Below are 18927 nucleotides of genomic sequence, written 5' to 3'. Positions count from 1 at the left end.
TTGCTACCTTTCATCCTTCTGGACCGTCTTCTTGGCATCGGGAACGCCGGCAAGAAGCCGGAATTCCTTCAATCCCGACGGGGCGAGATCTTCCATCAGTTCAACAAAATCCATATGCACCATCCGGCGTACACGGCGGGCGAGGTGCGGAATTGGACTGGACGGTTCGGTGCGGTCATAAAAGGCGACCACGAGGTCCAGGCATTTCACCACGTCGTCGCGCGAAGTAATCCGGTCGGGAAGTGCGGTGCTCGAGTCAGCGTAGCTAGCCACACTTGCCATAGTATCGGCTCCATGACCGTTTCGGGCAGGCATTACCGGTTCTGCAGGCGAAGCGGACGGCTTTACTGGGCCATTTGCCATCGCGCCGGCAGCCGAGTTGCGCTCGAGGGTTGTTAGCAAACGCTGCAGGAACCGTTTCAATTCCGGGATAGTGGTGCCGCCGCTGCCCTCAAGGTGAGCGTTGAGGGCTGTCTCGACGGCTTCCAGTGCCGCGACCGCTGCCCGCGCATTGGTAATGAGCGAATGCATTTCCTCATTGGCTTGGTCCGCCTGTGCCGCGCACCCGGCACGGACCCGGTTCAACAGTTGTCCGTGCGCACTGACAAGCGCTGCTTTTTCGGCCGCATTCAACCCTGACGCTGCTTCTTGCAGCATGACACGATCGTCGAGCGCAGCTTGTTCCAGGTCGCGTCCGCTGATCGGCCCGATCGAGCGTGGCGCAAAGAAAGTCATTTGCCGCAGGTTGGCCAGCAGCCCGTCCTGACCATTTTGAACGTCGAGCAGCGCGTTGATGCGGCGCAAGGCCGCTTCGCGAGGCGGCGTGTTGGGCCGCAGCGACGGGTGCATGGTTTCCCAATGCTGGTCGAATGTCCGCCCAATAAGCGTCAGACCCTGCGCCAACCCGGCCAGTCCCTGCTCGTTGGCCAGTGCGCGTGTGACAATGACAATCAGGCGCAGGTCGCGGCCACGCGCGCGCAATTCCTCGGCCTTGGTGAGTACTGCTGGCCAGTCGACGGGAATGGTGCTTTGCGAGACTGGCTTGTTGTTGCCATCATGGACAACCTTGACCTGAGGCTCTGTCAGGCGCTCCAGTTCATGAAACATCGGATCGTTGCGCAAATCTTCGCCGGACGGATTTTCACCGTCGAGCGGAGCAAGCCAGAGTGCGATATCTATCACACCGATCCCCCAGTGACTGGCCCTGAGGCCATGCCTGCCCTTACGTTATCACACGGCTGCACCTCACCACAATTCAGCGATCGCTGAAAAATTAACGAAAGCTAACTTAGCCGACTCTTGAGTGCTGAAATCGCTGGCGTAACTGCCGAACTCAGCATCTGAACGCCATCGCATCGGGCCTGCCGGTCGCGTGGTTGTTTGTAGTCGGTGAGGCGAGACCTTTCACAAATGGCAGGACCCGGCGAAATCGGGCACCAAAGCCTTCGTTCATCACCGACTTTGTCAAGCGGCTGCTTATGTGGCAGGTTATCAACTTGCAGAATGCAGGAGCACGTTCGATGGAACAGCGCCGGTCATCGCAGAGCTTCAAGCGCAAGGAACTGGTCGGCAAGCTCAATCCTGTAGGCTTGCGGGCCTTCAAGGCTGCGGCAGACAGCGCCAAGCTGCGCGGCAACCCCTACGTCGAACTCGTCCACTTCATCGAACAACTTGTGCTCTCCGACCGCTCGGATGTGCAGATGATGATCGCCGATGCGGGAGTGGATGCGAGCCGGCTCGCGGCCGATATGACGCGCGCGGTGGACAAGCTGCCTTATGGCGCAACTTCGATCGAAGAGTTTTCCGACCATATCTTCCACGCCATCCAGGAGGCCTGGAATCTGGCAACACTGGAATTCGGACTGGAGGAGGTCCGCAGCGCACATGTTCTGCTTGCTTGCCTGAAGACACCGGTGCTGGAAGGCCTGCTGTCGAAGATCAGCGGCGAGTTCGACAAGATCGACGCCGACGCCGTCGTGGCGCGCTTCGCCGATGTCACGGAGGGCTCACTCGAAGCCGGCGCTGCGCCAACGGTCACCGCGACAGAGGCGCCGCGGCGGGCTCCGGGCGGGGATTCGGCACTGGCCAAATACGCCACCGACCTGACCCAGCGCGCCCGCGATGGAAAGATCGACCCGGTCGTCGGCCGCGATCCGGAGATCAGGCAGATTGTCGACATATTGATGCGACGCCGGCAGAACAATCCGATCCTGACCGGCGAGGCGGGCGTCGGCAAGACTGCAGTCGTGGAGGGTTTTGCTCTGCGCATCGCCAAAGGCGATGTGCCGCCCCCACTGCAGGGAGTGAGCGTGCGCATGCTCGACGTCGGATTGATGCAGGCAGGCGCTAGCGTAAAGGGTGAATTCGAAAAACGGCTGAAGGCCGTAATCGACGAAGTCCAATCCTCTGAAGCGCCGGTCATCCTCTTCATCGATGAGGCCCACACCCTGATCGGCGCCGGTGGTGCTGCCGGAACCGGCGACGCTGCCAATCTGCTCAAGCCGGCGCTGGCACGCGGCGAGCTTCGCACGATAGCGGCCACGACCTGGGCGGAATACAAGCAGCACATCGAGAAAGACCCGGCACTGACCCGCCGCTTCCAGGTGGTAAAGATCGACGAGCCTTCGGAACCGGTAGCCATCCTCATGTTGCGCGGCGTGGCCGGCGTCCTCGAACAGCACCACAAGGTTCAGATATTGGATGAGGCGATCGACGCGGCGGTCGGCCTGTCACATCGCTACATCCCGGCGCGGCAGCTGCCGGACAAGGCGGTCAGCCTTCTCGACACCGCCTGCGCGCGTGTCGCGGTATCGCAGCACGCCACGCCGGCCGAGGTCGAGGACATCATGCGCCGCCGCCAGGCGCTGGAGGTCGAGCGCGGCATTATCGGCCGCGAGGCTGCAATCGGCATCGAAGTGGCCGAGCGACAGGCACGAGTCGAGGCCGGGCTTGCCGAGACCGAACGCACGCTCGCAGCCGCGCAGCAGCGCTGGGAGCGCGAAAAGGCGCTGGTGGCCGAGATACTCGAATTGCGTGCCAGGCTCCGCGGCGACGGCGTGCCGCTCGATGCCGTGGAAGGGCAGGAGGCCGCCACGGAGACAGAGAGCGGGGAGGTGCCGGAGACCGAACTGTCCAATGCCGGGACGAAGGTTCCGGCGGCAGGTGGTCCTCCGCCTCCCGATCCGGCTGCCGATCTCGCTCGGCTGCGCGAACTGATGAGCGAACTGGCCGAGGCGCAAGGCGAAACACCGCTGATCCTGCCATCGGTCGACCGCAACGCCGTGGCGGCCGTGGTTCAGGACTGGACGGGCATCCCGACGGGGCGGATGCTGTCGAGTCAGACGGAGAAGGCGCTGCGGCTCGCGGTCACTCTGTCCGAGCGCGTTGTCGGACAGGATCACGCCATGGAGATGATCGCCAAGCGCGTGCAGACCAGCCGCGCCGGTCTCGGCGCTCCGGAAAAGCCAGTGGGTGTATTCCTGCTTTGCGGCCCCTCGGGCGTCGGCAAGACCGAAACCGCTTTGGCACTGGCCGAAACGCTTTACGGCGGAGAGCAGAACCTGATCTCGATCAACATGTCCGAATTCCAGGAGGCGCATACGGTCTCTACCTTGAAGGGCGCGCCGCCCGGATATGTCGGCTATGGCAAAGGCGGAATTCTCACCGAGGCGGTACGGCGCAAGCCCTATTCGGTGATCCTGCTCGACGAAGTCGAGAAGGCGCATCCGGACGTGCACGAAATCTTCTTCCAGGTCTTCGATAAAGGGATGATGGACGACAGTGAAGGTCGACGGATCGATTTCAAGAACACGCTGATCCTTCTCACGTCGAATGTCGGCTCCGAAGTCATCATGGACCGGACAAGGAATGGCGCGGTACGGGCAGGGCTCGACGAACTGGACACTGCGTTACGCAGCCCGTTGCTGAAGGTCTTCCCAGCGGCCTTTCTCGGCCGGGTGGTGACCATCCCTTACTTTCCGCTTTCCGATTCGATGATCGAAGCGATCACCCGTCATCAATTTGCTAGGATTGCTCGCCGGCTGCGTGCAACCAACGACGCGGAATTGGTAATCGGCGACGGTGTCATGGATCTGGTCAAGACCCGCTGCACGGAAATTGAATCGGGCGGCAGGATGATTGACGCAATTCTGACCAACACGCTCCTCCCGGAGTTGAGCCGCGGCGTGCTGAACCGGTCGCTCGCTGGTGAAAAGATGACAAAGGTCACGGTTGGCGCCTCAGGCCAAGGGTTTACCTATTCCTTCGAATAGGAGCGCGAATATTATGGCGGCTCCTTCCTCAGCTGTGGCGTTAATCGCTCGTGCGGCAGCAGGCCAACACCAGCCATCTTTGCTGGCAAGCGAAGTGGGTCTAAATGAAGTCGGTCTAAATAATGCCGCGAAGGGATCCGATATGGCCGATCCACAGCTCTCAGTCCGTAGGGGCAAGGCGCGTGATCTTGCGCGCCGGCTGGCTCGCCGTGAAAACCGCACGATTACGGATGTGGTCGAGCGCGCGCTCGAATTCTACGACCTCCGCGAGGCCGGTCGTGAGCCTGCTTCGGCCTTCTATCGGCGTCTTTCAGCGCAATCTGGTACAGACATTGATCTTGAAGCAGTGAGTCATGAGACCGGATCAGCCCGCTGAACGGCTGGAGCAAGGTTGCCCGACCGGCGCAGGCGTTTCGCAAACCGCATCTCTGACTGAAGAAGCTGCTCTGGCTTGCCGAGACATTATACGTGCAGAGTTCTGAAGCCTCTGGAACGCCGGTAAGCAGGGCAGGGGCTGTTCTTCCCTTTTGCATGGCTGGGCCTCAGTCCGGCAATATTCCTCGTCATCTCGGCCGGATCGTGGCTCCTTAAGGCGAGAAATTCCCAATGCACCTGGTGGCGCGCTCATCAACGCCGGCGTCAGCGCGAAAGCCGATTTTCATCGTCAATCCTTTGAGCTGACCCGCCTCGGTGATCACGCCAAGCGCTCCTTGCAGCTTGACCGCAGGGCGCCGCGGCCGACGCTGCCCTTTTTTCAAGAAACCAATTAGGCTCGCTGGGCTTGCGAGACAGCGAAAGGTTGCCTGATCTGAAACAGATACCCGACGTGAAACAATTGAGACTGCTCGGCGTCCTCGCAGCGGCGGTGATCGGTCTATATGTCTGCTATCTGCTGGCGTGGCCTTTTTTGCCGGCACTGACCTGGGCGCTCGTCCTGGCAATCATCCTGGCTCCGGCTCATCGATGGGTTGAGAGACGGGTCGGGAATCGAAACCTGGCCGCATTGATATCTGTAAGCGTTGCTGCGATTGCCGTCGGCCTGCCGCTGGTACTCGTCGCCCAACAGCTCGTTCGCGAAGCGGTAAACGGAGCCAATTATCTGGAGGAGGTCGTCCGTGGTTGGGACGCAGACGGCTTCATGTCTGACTATCCCACGCTTTCGACCATTGCCCAATGGATTGAGAACCAATTCGATCCGGCCGGTTCGGTCGCCGCATTCGTACAATGGCTGACGGGACAAAGCACATCGCTGTTGCGTGGGTCCATCTATCAGGTCGCGATGTTCGGCCTGACATTTTATCTGCTGTTCTATTTTCTGCGGGATCGCCAACACGGCCTGCAAGCCGTCGCGGGGCTTTCGCCCCTGCGCGCTCCCGAGACAGCGCACATCTTGTCCCGCTTTGCAGAGACCGTTCATGCGACACTGCTCGGCACCGTGTTCGTCGCCGCCGTCCAGGGAACATTAGGTGGCCTGATGTTCTGGTGGCTCGGTCTGCCCACGCCGGTATTTTGGGGCCTTGTCATGGGACTTCTTGCCATCGTGCCTGTGCTCGGGGCATTCGTGATCTGGGTGCCCGCGGCGGTCTATCTCGCTCTGGAGGGGGCTTGGGCCAGCGCGGCGATATTGACCGTCTGGGGCGGCGTCATTGTCGGTGGCATCGACAATCTGCTCTATCCGATGCTTGTCGGGAACAGGTTGCGCCTCCACACCGTGGTGGCCTTTATCGGCTCGGTCGGCGGCATTGTCTTGTTCGGAGCATCCGGCCTTGTTCTCGGCCCCGCGGTGATCGCCATCACCGTAAGCCTCATTGATGTGCTGAAGAATCGATTGACAGACCCGCCCAAGGCGACGCCGGCGCGCCCTGCTGAGCTACCGCATCAGTCCGGGACGGATTGAAGACCAAGACAAGATCAAGCGCGCGGAAAGGGCGCTGGCCTTCGAGTGGTAGCACGAAACCTGAACAACCTCTGGGCAGACATTTTAATCACGGCAAGCAAATCAGCCAGGCTGCTGGATCGCGGCGAGCTTCCAGTCCCCGCCGTTCTGGCGCATGAAGGTCCACAGTTCGGTCGTCTCCGTCGGCTGATCGGCCTGGCCCTCAACGATCTTGCCGCTTATGCGATCGCGGGTCACGTCGCGAGATTCATATCGCAAAGCAGCCGTCGCGAAGTTGCGATCACCCTCCCGCCAACTTTCCGCAATATCGGCCTCCAGCAGGCCCACATCCGATACCTCGTCCCTGAGGCCCTTTTTGGCGTTATCGGCAAGTTCCTCGAACAGATAGGAGACCATTTCTGGCGTTGCCAACCGGCGCAAGGCGGCATGGTCCTCGCGCCCGAATGCTTCCTGAACTTCCGTCAGCCGTTGCTGGAACGTGTCGAGGTCGGTTTTGGTGAGTGTGATCTCATCGGAAGCGGTGGCTTGGCTCGTTCCGCCAAATCCTGACCCGATGCCTGGAATAGGGAAAGCTGTGGCGTTGCTCGGCTCGGGTCGGGCTGCTGCGTTTCGCCCAAAACTCCCTGTGCCCCCCGAGGCACGAGCCGTAGTGGGCGCTGGATTGTACGCCGATTGCGAGCGGAAAAAGCGGATGGCCAGCATGATCACGCCGCCGATCAGCAGTACTTGAAGCAGAAGACCCAACATGCCGGCCAAGCCGCCGAAACCATGGCCCAAAAGAACGCCGATCAAACCACCGAGAAGCAGCCCCCGCATCATCGGCCCGCTGAGGCCGTTGAAGACGCCTGGGCGCTGGAATGCCTGCGGCTGGCGGGCCGCATTGTTGGTTGCGGTATTGGGCGTCATCGAACGCTCGACCGGTGCGGCCGGCTGTGGTGCCGTTCTGGTCGGCGGGATCGACTGGAAAGTGCGCGTGCCGCGGCTGCCAAAGCTGCCGCCTCGGCGCGCATCGGCATGATCCACAGCGACCATGAAAAACGCCAGGAACAACCCTACGAGCAAAACTGCAAACCGTCCCGAACGCGAAATCAACATAGGCAAATCCTTACGACACTCTTTCCGCTCATATGGGGTGCGCCGATCGAAATATCACTGACCGGCACCTTGCACTTCAACGGGCGACATGCTGCCTATGCTCAGGCGCGTTTTTCGCCGGGCGAGGCTTGCGCCTTGGCGCGCGATACTCTCGACACGCAGGACCTAGTCGAAGTCGGCCGCGACCACCGGCCCCAGATTGACCGTCAGCGTCCCGTCTTCAAGGCGATCCGTGGCAATGGTCTTCCGGCAGATGACGCGATGCGTATCGGCGCTAATAGGTAGTGAGTGTATCCTTTCTGCGCAGGCACTGCTCGCGCGGCCCAGCTTGGCACCATTCAGGTGCGAGACAATTCCTCGCCGCGACCCGTCTGCGCTACGGCTTTTCCGCAAGGATCGCCTCAGCGGTTTTCTCGTCGGTGATCAGCACATCGACCACTCCCAGACGCAACACGGCGCGCAGGACCGGAACCTTGTCGAGGCCGCCGGAGGGCAGGATCACAGTGTCGACGTCGCGCAGATGTTCGGGGGCGAGGCCGATGACACGGCTGTTTAGCGGGTGATCGACGAGTTGTCCGTCGGCGCCGATCCAGTGGCCGCAAATATCGCCGACCGCCCCGGCTTCGCGGAGCGATCTGAGATCATCGTCTCCTACCAGTCCGATCCGAAAGATGGTGGCGTCCTTGTGCACCGCGCCCACCGAAACGAAAGCGGCGTCAACGTCGCGGGCATGGGTGAAGGCGTCTTCCAGAATGGACTGGCGCATAAGCAGATCGCGCGTGGCCTCCGTATCCGTGAACACCGGTGCCGCGATGTAGAAGCATTCCGCATCGAAAAGCGCCGCGAGCCGCGACGCGATTTCATAGATGTTGATCGCCGATCCACGCGTGAGCCCGCCGAGCAGGGAAACGACCGACATCCCTCTGACGGGGCGTACGGTCACTGACCGCAGACTAAGCTGGAGCGTCCGTCCCCATCCCACGCCCACCGATATCCCGTCACGGATTCTATGCGACAGGGCTTCACCGGCAGCGGCTGCGATGACCTGTGGCACCAGGGCAGGATCAGGCGGTGTCGGAACCACGATTGGGTCGGAAACGCCATAGGCGTCCCGCAGCCGGTTCTCCAGCTCGATGCAGTTCGCCACCTTGGAATTGATGCGAATCTGAACGATCCCCCGCTGACGGGCATGCGCCAGCATCCGGTTGACGCGAAGGCGTGTCAGGCCAAGAGACTTGGCGATTTGCGCCTGGGTGAGGTCACCGACATAAGCAAGCCAGGCGGCGCGCACGAGCAGCCCTTCCTCGCGATCGGACGTGACGGAACTCGTTACGGCATGGCGGCCGTCGCGTTTCTTTCGTGCTGGTTTCTCCATCAGATCATCCTGTCCACTCCGCGGCAGCGGGTCCAGAGCGGGCTCGGCGGAGCCATGTGCTCATGGATATGAGGCATCAATCGAGTTTCCCGGCTCCGCTAGCCTCGATGATAGCGGTCGAAGGACAAAACCAGCGGAGCATCATGGCAAATTGCGTCGATGATGGCAGTCGTCAGCGGCAGGCGATCGTGGGGAAGTACACCCCGGGCCATCATATTCTTCAAAGTCAGACCAAGGTCCAGCGCCAGTTGCGCGCCCTCGACCGTGTCCGAACTCATATGTTCGCGCTTCGCCACGGAATAAGGCAGGCCGCGGCCGAGCAGGCGCCCCATGCGACCGTTACGGCCCGCCTGGCAGGTCACATAAAGATCGCCGGAGCCGGCCAGCCCCAGCACTGTTTCGACCTTTCCACCCAGAGCTTCGACCAGAATCGCCATCTCTGCGAGGGACTGCGAGAAAAGTGACGAGGCTAGGTTGTGCATGAGTGCGCCATTGGGCGCCTTGCCGTCGCGCTCGAGCAGCCCGACGGGAGCACCAACGGCGAGTGTGTAGAAATTCTTGAAAGCGGCGCAGATCTCGACGCCGACGAGATCGGATGACGATCGCGTATGATAGAAGGGCGCGCGCAGAATGCGGGACGCCGCGGCGACCTGGTCGGGATCGTGCCCGGCCACGATCACAGAGGTGTCGCGCTGTGCCGCCAGTTCGCCGGCAATGCACGGTCCGCCGACGGCCATCACAGGGACCGAGAAGCCAGTGCGTTGCTCGATCTCGCGGGCAAGCAGATGTGGCAGGATTTCCACGCCTTCGTCGCTTGCTGCAAGTCCTTTCGTAATCATCAGTATCGGCACGGGCGACTTGATGCTTTCTGCAATGCGGTCGATCGCCCAAGGAATGCCGGCCGACGAGACGCCGAGTACAAGCAGATCGGGTCCATCGTTCATCGCCGCCCCGAATTCGGTCCAGGAACAGGCGGTTACCACATCAGGCAGAGTGATGTTGAGGCGTGGGTGATGACTTGTGCTGGCCACCGAGCCGACGATCTCCTCATCGAGATGGGTCCCGACAAGAGTGATGCGGTTACCAGCGTGAGCGGCCGGAAGCGTCATGGCAGAGCCCATGACGCCGGCGCCGAGGGTGATGATCCGCGCCATTCAACTTCTTCCCTTGTCCAGCCGCTCGCCGCTACCTTGGTCGAACAGGTGGATTCGCTCAGGCGCCGGCTCCAGATGGATCACAGCTCCAGGAGAGAGCTCCATGCGGTCATGCAGCACCGAGCAGATCGCGGTGTTGCCCATGCTGGCAAAGATGTGAATTTCGGGGCCAGTCGGCTCGACAACCGTAATCCTCGCCGGAATGCCGCGCCCGTCGGCCACTGGTCGAAGATGTTCGGGGCGAATGCCGTAGATCACCTTTTGGCCGGGCCGGACCGCAGCCCCTGGCGGGAGCGGGAGGGATAGCTCGTCGGTCCGCACCACCCAGGCGTCGCGCTCGGAAGCCACCTCGCCATGGAACATGTTCATTGCGGGCGAGCCGATGAAAGAGGCGACGAAGAGGTTTGCCGGGCGATCGTAGACATCGAGCGGGCGCCCGATCTGCTCGATATGGCCGTCGCGCATGATGACGATGACATCGGCCATGGTCATGGCCTCGATCTGGTCATGCGTGACATAGACGGTGGTGGTCTTCAGCCGCTGGTGGAGTTCCTTGATTTCGGTGCGCATCTGCACCCGCAGCTTGGCATCGAGATTGGACAGCGGTTCGTCGAACAGGAACACAGTTGGGTCCCGCACGATGGCGCGGCCCATGGCGACGCGCTGCCGCTGACCGCCCGAAAGCTGGCGAGGGTACCGTTCCAGATAGGGGGTCAGATTGAGGATCGCCGCCGCCCATCCGACCTTCTGTTTGATTTCTTCGGTTGGGCGTTTCTTCAACTGCATGGAAAAGGCCATGTTGTCGAAGACGGTCATGTGCGCATAAAGCGCGTAATTCTGGAAGACCATCGCGATATTGCGGTCTTTGGGATGGAGCGTGTTGACGACCCTGTCGCCTATGGCGATATCACCGGATGTGATGGGCTCGAGACCGGCTATCATGCGTAACAGCGTGGACTTGCCGCAGCCGGACGGCCCCAACAGAACGACGAACTGGCCATCCTCGATCGAGAGATCGAGTCCATCGATAATCGAGAGAGCGCCATAGTCCTTCTTTATGTTGCTGATCGTGACGGACGCCATAAATTGCTACCCTTCGATTGCCCTTGCCGGTTGGATCGCATTTTCGCTATGCGTATTGGCGATCGGATGCGCTCTCACCATTCGCTCTCCAGAAACTCTTCCAAGAGTCCCGCATCGGCGGCCAGATTGATGAAGGACCATCGACCGCGGATTTCCCGCGAATAGTGAATGGCGTCGTGCCAAAGCGCTCGCGGCAGGCCTAGTTCCGCGCCGGTGACCGGCCCTCCCGCAGCCTTGAGTGCTGCCTCCATGCGGGCGACCGGCATTGCCATGGGCCGAACCTCCTGGCGCAGCGCCGGCCAGATTTCCGCAAGCCTGCGGTTGAAGATTTCCGTCTGGCTGGCGTCGAGTGCCGTCTTCTTCGTCTCGGCAATGCAAAGTGGTCCAAGCTGCGCGCCATAGCGGGCCAGCATCGCCGCTTCGTCGATGGCGGTCGGCTTCACCTGCGGCGGCTCTTTCATGTCCAGCAGCCGTGCTTGCAGACGCGCCATGACCAGCGAGGCAACCCCAACCTGCTGACCATGCGTGGTGCCGGGATGACGCTCTCCCGCGAACATGTCGACCCAATGGGAAATCTGGTGCTCTCCCATGGACCCGGGATGGGAAACGCCGGCAAAGCACACGCCCATCGAGCACAGCGTCAGGACGCGCTGGAGATGCCCGACAGCGGTGACGTCATGCCTGGCAAGGCCAGGCGCATGGGCCAGCATCGGCTCCTCATCGCCCGCCTGCAGCAGGTAGGGCACCTCAGAATAGTAAGTGTCGAACAGCCGATGCGAAGCCCACCAGTCGATCTGGGCCGTGGAGCGGCAGAGGCTGTCGCCAAGCCCGGCAGCGCTGAGCCAGGCGGGCGCTGCGGCCGACACGCCAAGGTCCAGGAAGATGCCCCGCGGAGCATGCGAGGGCAGCGAGATCTTGAGCCCGGAGGCCAAGGTCACCGACGCTGTCGAGGCGCCGTAGCCATTCATCGAGGCGGCCGTGCCGAAGACGGCATAGGGCCGCTCGTCGAGAAAGGTTGCATGCTTGCAGCCGTCGTTGAGGACGCCCGACCCGACGGCCACGACCCCGTCGGCGTGACGCGTCTTCTCCCTGACCATCTGGATCATTGCCTCATCGCAGTCGAGGCCGTCAGGCAGCACGATTTCATCGATGTCGGCGATGGCACGCAGCGCCTTCGCGACGCGCGTGCCCATCACATCGACGGTGTTGATATCCGACACAACAGCGATGCGGCTGCCTAGCGCCAGGGGCGCAACGAGATCCGCCTCGCGGCCCTCCGTCGTCTCCAGCAGTTCGATCGTCTGGAACGGCAGGTCCGCTGCCGCGCCGGTCTTGGGATCTGTCCAGCGTCCCGCGACAACGTCCTCGATCAAGCCGTTCCAGTTGGTCGTTTCAGCCATGATCGGCCTCCATGAAGGCCGCGAGGCGCTGGTTCCAGGCTGAAAGCGTTGGCCAAAGATCGGCATGGATCGCAAGAAGTTCGGCGTAAAGCGCGGCCCGTTTCGTGTCCGGTTCGAAGGTTTTGGCCGGCTCGCTGGCCATTGCGAGCGACGCTTCGGCGATGGTGGAAAACCAGCCCACCCCCTTTGCCGCCGCCATCGCCGCCCCAAGCGAGGAGGCTTCGACGGTCGTCGAACGCTTTATGGGACGATCGAGTGCATCCGCCAGAATTTGCATCCACAGGTCGGACTTCGCTCCTCCGCCGATCGCTATGAACTGGTCGATGGTCTGGGCGGCAGCCGCAGCCGCCCGCTGACTTGTCGCGGCCTGATGCAGCGCTATGCCTTCCAGCACGGCGCGATAGATGTCGCCGCGGCGGCTCGAGCCCGAAAGCCCGGCAATCACACCACGGGCCGCACTATCCCAGTGTGGGTCCATGACGCCCTGCCAGTAGGGCAGGAGCATTATGCCGCCTGCGCCGATCGGGCTGGTAGCGGCTTCGGCCTCGAGCGCCTCCAGGGCATCATTTGCGCCATGCAGATCGACGCCAAGCATCTGGCGCGCCATCCAGTCGACAAGAAAAGTGCCGGCGCGAAGGCACGTCTCGTAGATATAGCCATCATCGGCGACCGCCGTTTCGGTGCGGAAGGCCTGGTCGTGGACGTAGTCCGTGCCGAAGCTGCCGGAGACGACCGCCGTGCCGAGGTTGATGTAAGCGCATCGCGGCTGCAACACACCCGCGCCCGTGCCGGCGCATTGACCATCGCCGCCGCCGGCGACGATCGGCGTGCCCTCGCGCAGGCCCGTCGAAATGGCCGCTTCCGAAGTCAGTTGACCCAGAACGGTGCCGGGCCGCGCCAGATCCGGCATCATGCGCCGGGCAACGCCCGCTGCCTCCAGTATATCGTTCGACCAGTCCATAGCGCGCATATCGAGTATGCCCATCGGGTCCGCGGATGCGGTGGACGTCACCCACCGGCCGCTCAAGCGAAAGACCAGATAGCCGTGGACTTCGGCCATCCGCTCCACCCGGGCAAAAATCTCGGGCTCTTGCTCGCGGAACCAGATCATGCGGTAAAGGCAAGGAATGACGTCCAGCGGCTTGCCGGATATTGCGTGGACGCGTGCCGCGCCGAAGCTCTCGCCGAAGCGGCGTGCCTTCCGCCGGGCGCGCTCATCGAGCCAGAGCGTCGCCGGCCCGACCGCTTCGCCTTGCTCGTCGAAAAGTCCGAAGCTTTCGCGCTGGTTGGCAATCGCAAGGGCGGCAATGCGTGCCGGCGAAACCGTTGACGTCACGGCGCGCAGCGCTGCGACCGTCGAGGTCCACCACTCGGCCGGATCCTGCTCGAAATAGCCCGAACGCGGGTTGGACATTGCAAGGGGTGCACGACCTTCGGCCACGGCCAGACCATTGCGGTCCCAGGCGATCGCCTTGGTTGCCGAGGTCGAGGAATCAATGCCGATGACGAGATCCGGAACCATTGCCGCCACATTACCAAACGGCGAGGGCGGCCGAAGCCGCCTTCGCCCAAATCACCGACTAGCCGCTAAAGACCGGCGTCCTTGACTTTGCCGTCGACAATGCCGGCAATGGCATCCAGGCATGCCTTGGCATCGCCGCCATAGTCTTGGCCCGTAAGCAACTTGCCGAGCTCAACCGGAATGTCGTTGTTCGACAGATCCGCCCAGATCGGCATGTCCGGCTCAGATCCCATCTGATTGTCGATAGTGTATTTGATCGCGTCGAAATGGCGTGTCGTTCCGGGGCCGACAACGGCCTTCGCCTTGACCCGAGGATCTGTAAAAGAGGAATTGCGCATCGGCGAGGCGCCGCCGCCGAGCGTCGATACCCGCGCCATCACATCCTTCGAGCAGACCCACTGCATGAACAGCCATGCTGCTTCCTTGTTCTTGGAATATTGCGACAGCGAAATCGTCGAGCCACCTTGGTGACCAACGGCCGGGATTTCGTTGAAGCCGCAATCGGCGGCGGCGCGACGGCCAGGAACCTCCTTGGGCGCGGGCAGGGCCTCGAACAGGCCTTTGACCTTGGAATCGTTCGCGTCGAAGCCGGGGAAATCTTCGCCCCAGGTGATTGCCATAGCGGCCTGACCCTGTGTCAGTGCCTGTCCCTGCCCGTCCCAGGTCCAAGTCGTCGCGGAGGGCGGCGAGTTCTTGACCAGCTCCTGATAGAATTGCAGCCCGGCCACGCCGCGCTCGTCATTGCCGACAAACTTCTTGTCTTTGTTGAAGATCGAACCGCCATGGCCCCACAATGCGAAGGTCCAGTCGCATTCCAGCGAATAATGGCCGGACTTCGCCTGGCATGCTGTGCCGAAGATGCCGTTGCTTTTTTCTGCCTCTGTGAGCGCCTGCACGGCCTTGAGGTAGGCGTCGAGGTCTGTCGGCAGCGCAATGTTGTGTTTGTCGAAAAGATCCTTGCGGTACATCAGGATGAAGATCGGAATATCGAATGGAATTCCGCACTGTTTGCCGTTGTACATGGCGATGCCGTCGACCAGCGGCTTGGAGAAATCGTCCCAGTCGAAGTTGGGCATCGCCAGTTCTTTGTTCTGGTCATAATACTCGCGCGGATCGACGACATCCTGGGCAAATGTCGCCATCCAGGACTGGTCGAGATAGTAGACGTCGTAGGTGCCAAGTTGGCCCTGTACGTCTTGCGTCGCCTTGGCGAGAACCTGCTCCAGCGGCACGATCTCGACTTCCACCTCAATGCCGGTTGCCTTGGTGAATTCACCCGCGACAAGCTGGTTGGCAACGATCGTTGGCGGCGTCGCTTCCGAAGTGTAGCGGATTTTGGTGCCGGCATATGGTTTGCCGACGTCGGCCAGCCACTTCAGCATATCGGCGTCCTGGGCGCGGGCTTCTTCAACCCCGAGGCCCAGCATCCCCCGACTGGTGCGGCCACCACCTAGCATGGCTGATCCGAAGGCGGAAAAGCCGACACCAGCGAGCGCCATCTTCCTCATGAAGTCGCGTTTGCTTATTCGGCGCGCCGTAAAGTCATTGCAGGTATCGGCGACGAATGTCTTCTTGTCGTGTTCACTGAAGCTCATGATCGTTCCTCCATTGCGTTTTTGTCGTCGTTCTTCTCGTCTGCGCCTCACTCCTTCAGGGATCCGAGGGTGAGGCCGCGGACCAGATGCCGTTGAACCAGCAGGATAAAGATGAAGCTGGGTATGATCGCGGATGTGCCGAGCGCTGTGATGTAGCCCCACTCGGTCGCGGTCGATGTGACAAAAGTCGAGATCTTCACCGGCACAGTGCGGATCGACGTTGTCAGAAACAGTGAGAGCAGGAACTCGGTCCACGAAAAGATGAAACACAGCACGGCCGTCGCAGCGATGCCGCCCTTGACCATGGGAAGGACGACGCGTCGAAACGTCTGCCAGCGCGTCGCGCCGTCAATCAGCGCCGCCTCATCAATCTCGCGCGGAACATCGTCGAAGAACGACTTCAAAAGCAAAACCGCCAGCGGCAGGTTAATCAAACTGTGAACGAGGATGAGCCCCGTATAAGTATCGCGCAAGCCGAGATCGCGGAACATGAAAACGATCGGAATGACGATCGCGATTGGCGGCATGAAGCGTTGCGAGAGAATCCAGAACAGGAAGGACTGCTGGCCGCTGAACTGCATTCGCGACAGGCAATAGGCGGCCAGCGTTGCCAGCAGCAGCGTCAGCGCCGTCGATCCGACGGCTATGATGGCGCTATCGAGCAACGACTGACGGGAATCATAGGAACTGGCGCCACCCTTGATGACCCCGGCCGCCTCGCCGCCCTGTTCCATGCCGATGTCGACGCGCGAAACGCCAAGCAACGTCACACGGTAATTGTCCGGCGTTGGCGTGAAACCGGTGTAGACCGGTCCGCTGCGGTCGAAGATCGCCGAATAGGGTTTGATGGACGACAGGGCCCACCACGCGATCGGGAACATAAAGATCGCCACCACCAGGACGGCGAGGACGTCACGGCCGATCGTTTGGGCGCGCGACGACTCCATCAGAACCTCACCTTGAACAGCCTGACGAAGAGGTTCGACACGACGATCAAGACGACGAGCACGATCAGCGACAGGGTCGCGGCATAGGGAAAGTCTCCGGTGAAGTAGATACGGCCAGCGTAGAATGAAAGCGTCTCGGTGGCCGTGCCAGGCCCGCCGGCGGTGATGATGTAGACGTAGTCGTAGATGCGAAAGAGATCGACGCCGCGGATCAGCACCGCGACCGCTATCACCTTGCGCAGCATCGGCAATGTGAGGCGCAAGAACGTCTGGATGCCGTTGGCACCGTCGATCGCGGCGGCTTCGAAAGGTTCCATCGGCAGCGCCCTGAGCCCTGCCAGGATGATGAGCACCATGAACGGCGTCCACTGCCATATGTCTGCCAGCAGGATCGCCGCCAATGCGGTTCCGGGCTGCGTCAGGATCGGCTGTGCCGGCGAGATCAGGTCGAGGGCATAGAGGTAGAACGACAGGACACCGAAAGAACCGTCCTGCATCAGCAGGAACATCATTCCGGTCACCGCCGGCGGCACCACCAGCGGCAGTGTCATCAGCGCCCGCAGCACCCCGTAACCTTTGCGATCGGTGTCAAGCAGAAGCGCGATGAGGATGCCGAGCGCAAGCTGAACCGCAAGCGCGACGAAGGTGTAGATCAGCGTGGTTTCCAACGAATGCCACATACGCGCATCCGAGAAGGCGCGCGTCCATTGATGGAGCCCGGCGAAGTCAAGCTGACGGGAAACGACATTGCGTTTGTGAAACGACAGCCAGACTGAATAGGCGAGGGGATAGATGCCGAAAACGAGAAGCATCACCGTGATCGGCGCGAGCCAGGGAAAAGGATGCTCGGCCGTCATGAACCGGGGTAGGGCCCACCTGGAAGTCGGCCGCGTGAGGATAGCGCTGCTCACGTGCAAATCTCCGCTCGGTCACAGAGACGCATCGGCCTTCTCCCTATCGGCCAGATTGTGCCAACTTGAACTTTTGTAAGTTTGTTGTGCCTTTTGTTAAGAACGTGTCGGACGGCCGCCGATTTGTCAAGTGTCGGGTCCGTCAGCGCTCAAGGGATTTGCTCGTGGTAGATCCCGTCATCGCCGGGTATGAAGTTGTTTTTGGAGGGATCGCCGCCGGCAAATGCGGTGGACCAGCATCAAAAGCACTCAGGGCCGCCGCCAACTTTGGCAGCCCAACGAAAGCTACGGAAAGCATCGAGGAGATCGGGAGGACAGCCCGGGGGCTTTTGGAACTCCCCTTAATCCGGCAACAGGATCTGAAGCTTTACGTCCGCGGGCCGGGCTTCGACTGCGCGGTCGAAAGCGGCGATGGAATCTTCGAAGGGGAAGGTCGCCGAAATGAGTGGCTTTAGGTCGACCCGGCCCGACCCCATCAGCGCGATTGCCCGCTCATATTGGTGGGCATATCGGAACACAGTCTCGATGCGGACTTCCTTGGTCGAGGCGGTGGCAATGTCGAGCGCCACAGGCGCCACCGGCAGGCCGACCACCACCACCGCGCCGCCGGGCCGCGGCAGATCGAGCAGGCTCTCCCATGCCTTGGACGAGCCCGAGCATTCGAAAACGACATCGGCGCCCCAGCCATCGGTCAGGAGCTTTACCTCCGCCGCCAGGTTCTTGTCGCGGATGTTGACCGGGATCACGCCTTGATAGCCGCTGGCGATGTCGAGCTTGGGTTGGGCGAAATCTGCAACAATGGCGCGGGCGCACCCGCCGGCGAGTGCCGCGATCGCCACCATCGTCCCGATCGGCCCGGCGCCAATCACCACCGCCGTGTCACCAGGCGCGATCTTTGCTTTGGCAGCCGCCTGCATGCCGACAGCGAAGGGCTCCACCATGGCGCCTTCGGCGAAGCTGACATCGTCGGGCAGTTTGAATGTGTAGTTGGCGGGGTGGACGACATAGGGCGTCAACACACCGTGGATCGGCGGCGTTGCCCAGAATCTGACAGCTGGGTCAATGTTGTAGAGACCGAGCCGGCTCGCCCGCGAATTGGGATCGGGAATACCCGGCTCCATGCAGACGCGGTCGCCGACCTTCAGATGCTCGACGCCTTCCCCTGTTTCGACGACGGTGCCGGCGGCTTCGTGGCCCAAGACCATCGGCGCTTCGACCACGAACGGGCCGATGCGGCCATGCGTGTAGTAGTGCACGTCCGAGCCGCAGATGCCCACCGTATGGATCTTGATGCGAACTTCGCCCGCGCCGACGGTCTGTGGCAGATCGATCCCACGCAGCTTGAGTTCGTGCTGGCGTTCAAGGACAAGGGCGCGAACGTTCGTCATCGACGTAGTCTCCTCTAAAGCCGACTGTTCGAGGCCTCCGCGACCTTGCTTGCATTCGGCACGTTCATCATAGCCGCTCATTCACGGCTTCAAAATCCAGTTCGGAAACGGGTGTTGCAAGATTCCGACTATCCGTACCAACTTCCCGGCCAAGGGACTTTGAAGGCCGACCATGCCGCTGCCGAATTTCGTTTGGATCATTCAGGGTGCTCTGAGGTATCAAGTGATAGATTCGGCATCAGGATAGGAACCAGTGTTTAGAGGGCGACGTGCACACTCGCTGCACACA

Annotated in this window: 14 protein-coding genes; 3 read left to right on the top strand and 11 right to left on the bottom strand. The window is 61.5% G+C overall.

Features of this window, described 5'->3' with window-relative positions; all coding sequences use genetic code 11:
- Positions 1-3: 3 nt before the first annotated feature.
- Positions 4-1182: a type VI secretion system protein TssA gene (tssA, locus tag NKI59_RS25945; protein WP_352623469.1), complete on the bottom strand. Its 1179-nt coding sequence runs from the start codon at positions 1180-1182 to the stop codon at positions 4-6.
- Between the two features lie 338 nt (positions 1183-1520).
- Here tssA and tssH point away from each other — a divergent pair, with 338 nt between their 5' ends.
- From tssH to NKI59_RS25930, 3 genes are all read left to right on the top strand, one after another.
- Positions 1521-4271 carry a type VI secretion system ATPase TssH gene (gene tssH, locus NKI59_RS25940; RefSeq protein WP_352707773.1) on the top strand — a complete coding sequence of 917 codons (2751 nt, stop codon included), beginning with the start codon at positions 1521-1523 and terminating at the stop codon, positions 4269-4271.
- Positions 4272-4413: 142 nt separating this feature from the next.
- Complete coding sequence (locus NKI59_RS25935; protein WP_352641663.1) at positions 4414-4647, top strand: type II toxin-antitoxin system VapB family antitoxin; 234 nt, start codon at positions 4414-4416, stop codon at positions 4645-4647.
- A gap of 423 nt (positions 4648-5070) precedes the next feature.
- Positions 5071-6168 carry an AI-2E family transporter gene (locus NKI59_RS25930; RefSeq protein ID WP_352592742.1) on the top strand — a complete coding sequence of 366 codons (1098 nt, stop codon included), beginning with the start codon at positions 5071-5073 and terminating at the stop codon, positions 6166-6168.
- Between the two features lie 102 nt (positions 6169-6270).
- On the opposite strand, the gene NKI59_RS25925 is transcribed toward NKI59_RS25930, so the two are convergent.
- From NKI59_RS25925 to NKI59_RS25880, 10 genes are all read right to left on the bottom strand, one after another.
- Complete coding sequence (locus NKI59_RS25925; RefSeq protein WP_352707778.1) at positions 6271-7260, bottom strand: Tim44 domain-containing protein; 990 nt, start codon at positions 7258-7260, stop codon at positions 6271-6273.
- Positions 7261-7639: 379 nt separating this feature from the next.
- Positions 7640-8554, bottom strand: coding sequence for a sugar-binding transcriptional regulator (locus NKI59_RS25920; protein WP_352592739.1), 915 nt, complete (start codon positions 8552-8554; stop codon positions 7640-7642).
- A 182-nt stretch (positions 8555-8736) separates the two neighbouring features.
- Complete coding sequence (locus NKI59_RS25915) at positions 8737-9792, bottom strand: hypothetical protein (RefSeq protein WP_352623465.1); 1056 nt, start codon at positions 9790-9792, stop codon at positions 8737-8739.
- Positions 9793-10875 carry an ABC transporter ATP-binding protein gene (locus NKI59_RS25910; RefSeq protein WP_352623464.1) on the bottom strand — a complete coding sequence of 361 codons (1083 nt, stop codon included), beginning with the start codon at positions 10873-10875 and terminating at the stop codon, positions 9793-9795. It lies immediately after the preceding gene.
- 74 nt (positions 10876-10949) lie between these two features.
- Positions 10950-12275 (bottom strand): iron-containing alcohol dehydrogenase, encoded by a 1326-nt coding sequence (locus tag NKI59_RS25905; protein ID WP_352641647.1) that lies wholly within the window; start codon positions 12273-12275, stop codon positions 10950-10952.
- A complete protein-coding gene (locus NKI59_RS25900) occupies positions 12268-13797 on the bottom strand; it encodes a xylulokinase (RefSeq protein WP_352623462.1) in 1530 nt (509 codons plus the stop codon). Before NKI59_RS25900 ends, NKI59_RS25905 begins: the two co-directional genes overlap by 8 nt.
- A gap of 65 nt (positions 13798-13862) precedes the next feature.
- Positions 13863-15392, bottom strand: coding sequence for an ABC transporter substrate-binding protein (locus NKI59_RS25895; protein WP_352592724.1), 1530 nt, complete (start codon positions 15390-15392; stop codon positions 13863-13865).
- Positions 15393-15439: 47 nt separating this feature from the next.
- Positions 15440-16339 carry a carbohydrate ABC transporter permease gene (locus NKI59_RS25890; protein WP_352592721.1) on the bottom strand — a complete coding sequence of 300 codons (900 nt, stop codon included), beginning with the start codon at positions 16337-16339 and terminating at the stop codon, positions 15440-15442.
- Entirely contained in the window at positions 16339-17250 is a 912-nt protein-coding gene (locus tag NKI59_RS25885; RefSeq protein WP_352641649.1) for a carbohydrate ABC transporter permease, read from the bottom strand. The genes NKI59_RS25890 and NKI59_RS25885 overlap by 1 nt, the downstream gene beginning before the upstream one ends.
- A gap of 341 nt (positions 17251-17591) precedes the next feature.
- Complete coding sequence (locus NKI59_RS25880; protein ID WP_352641651.1) at positions 17592-18638, bottom strand: NAD(P)-dependent alcohol dehydrogenase; 1047 nt, start codon at positions 18636-18638, stop codon at positions 17592-17594.
- Positions 18639-18927 lie beyond the last annotated feature (289 nt).

Source organism: Mesorhizobium sp. M0598 (assembly GCF_040320865.1).
Classification (GTDB): Bacteria; Pseudomonadota; Alphaproteobacteria; order Rhizobiales; family Rhizobiaceae; genus Mesorhizobium.
Note: the sequence above shows the minus strand (reverse complement) of the source record. Positions and strands in the feature narration are given on the sequence as shown.

Bases quoted from the DNA above. Each gene is read 5' to 3' on its own strand.
- tssH (WP_352707773.1), top strand. From the start codon at position 1,521: ATGGAACAGCGCCGGTCATCGCAGAGCTTCAAGCGCAAGGAACTGGTC.
- NKI59_RS25935 (WP_352641663.1), top strand. From the start codon at position 4,414: ATGGCCGATCCACAGCTCTCAGTCCGTAGGGGCAAGGCGCGTGATCTT.
- NKI59_RS25915 (WP_352623465.1), bottom strand. From the start codon at position 9,792: ATGGCGCGGATCATCACCCTCGGCGCCGGCGTCATGGGCTCTGCCATG.
- NKI59_RS25910 (WP_352623464.1), bottom strand. From the start codon at position 10,875: ATGGCGTCCGTCACGATCAGCAACATAAAGAAGGACTATGGCGCTCTC.
- NKI59_RS25905 (WP_352641647.1), bottom strand. From the start codon at position 12,275: ATGGCTGAAACGACCAACTGGAACGGCTTGATCGAGGACGTTGTCGCG.
- NKI59_RS25900 (WP_352623462.1), bottom strand. From the start codon at position 13,797: ATGGTTCCGGATCTCGTCATCGGCATTGATTCCTCGACCTCGGCAACC.
- NKI59_RS25895 (WP_352592724.1), bottom strand. From the start codon at position 15,392: ATGAGCTTCAGTGAACACGACAAGAAGACATTCGTCGCCGATACCTGC.
- NKI59_RS25890 (WP_352592721.1), bottom strand. From the start codon at position 16,339: ATGGAGTCGTCGCGCGCCCAAACGATCGGCCGTGACGTCCTCGCCGTC.
- NKI59_RS25880 (WP_352641651.1), bottom strand. From the start codon at position 18,638: ATGACGAACGTTCGCGCCCTTGTCCTTGAACGCCAGCACGAACTCAAG.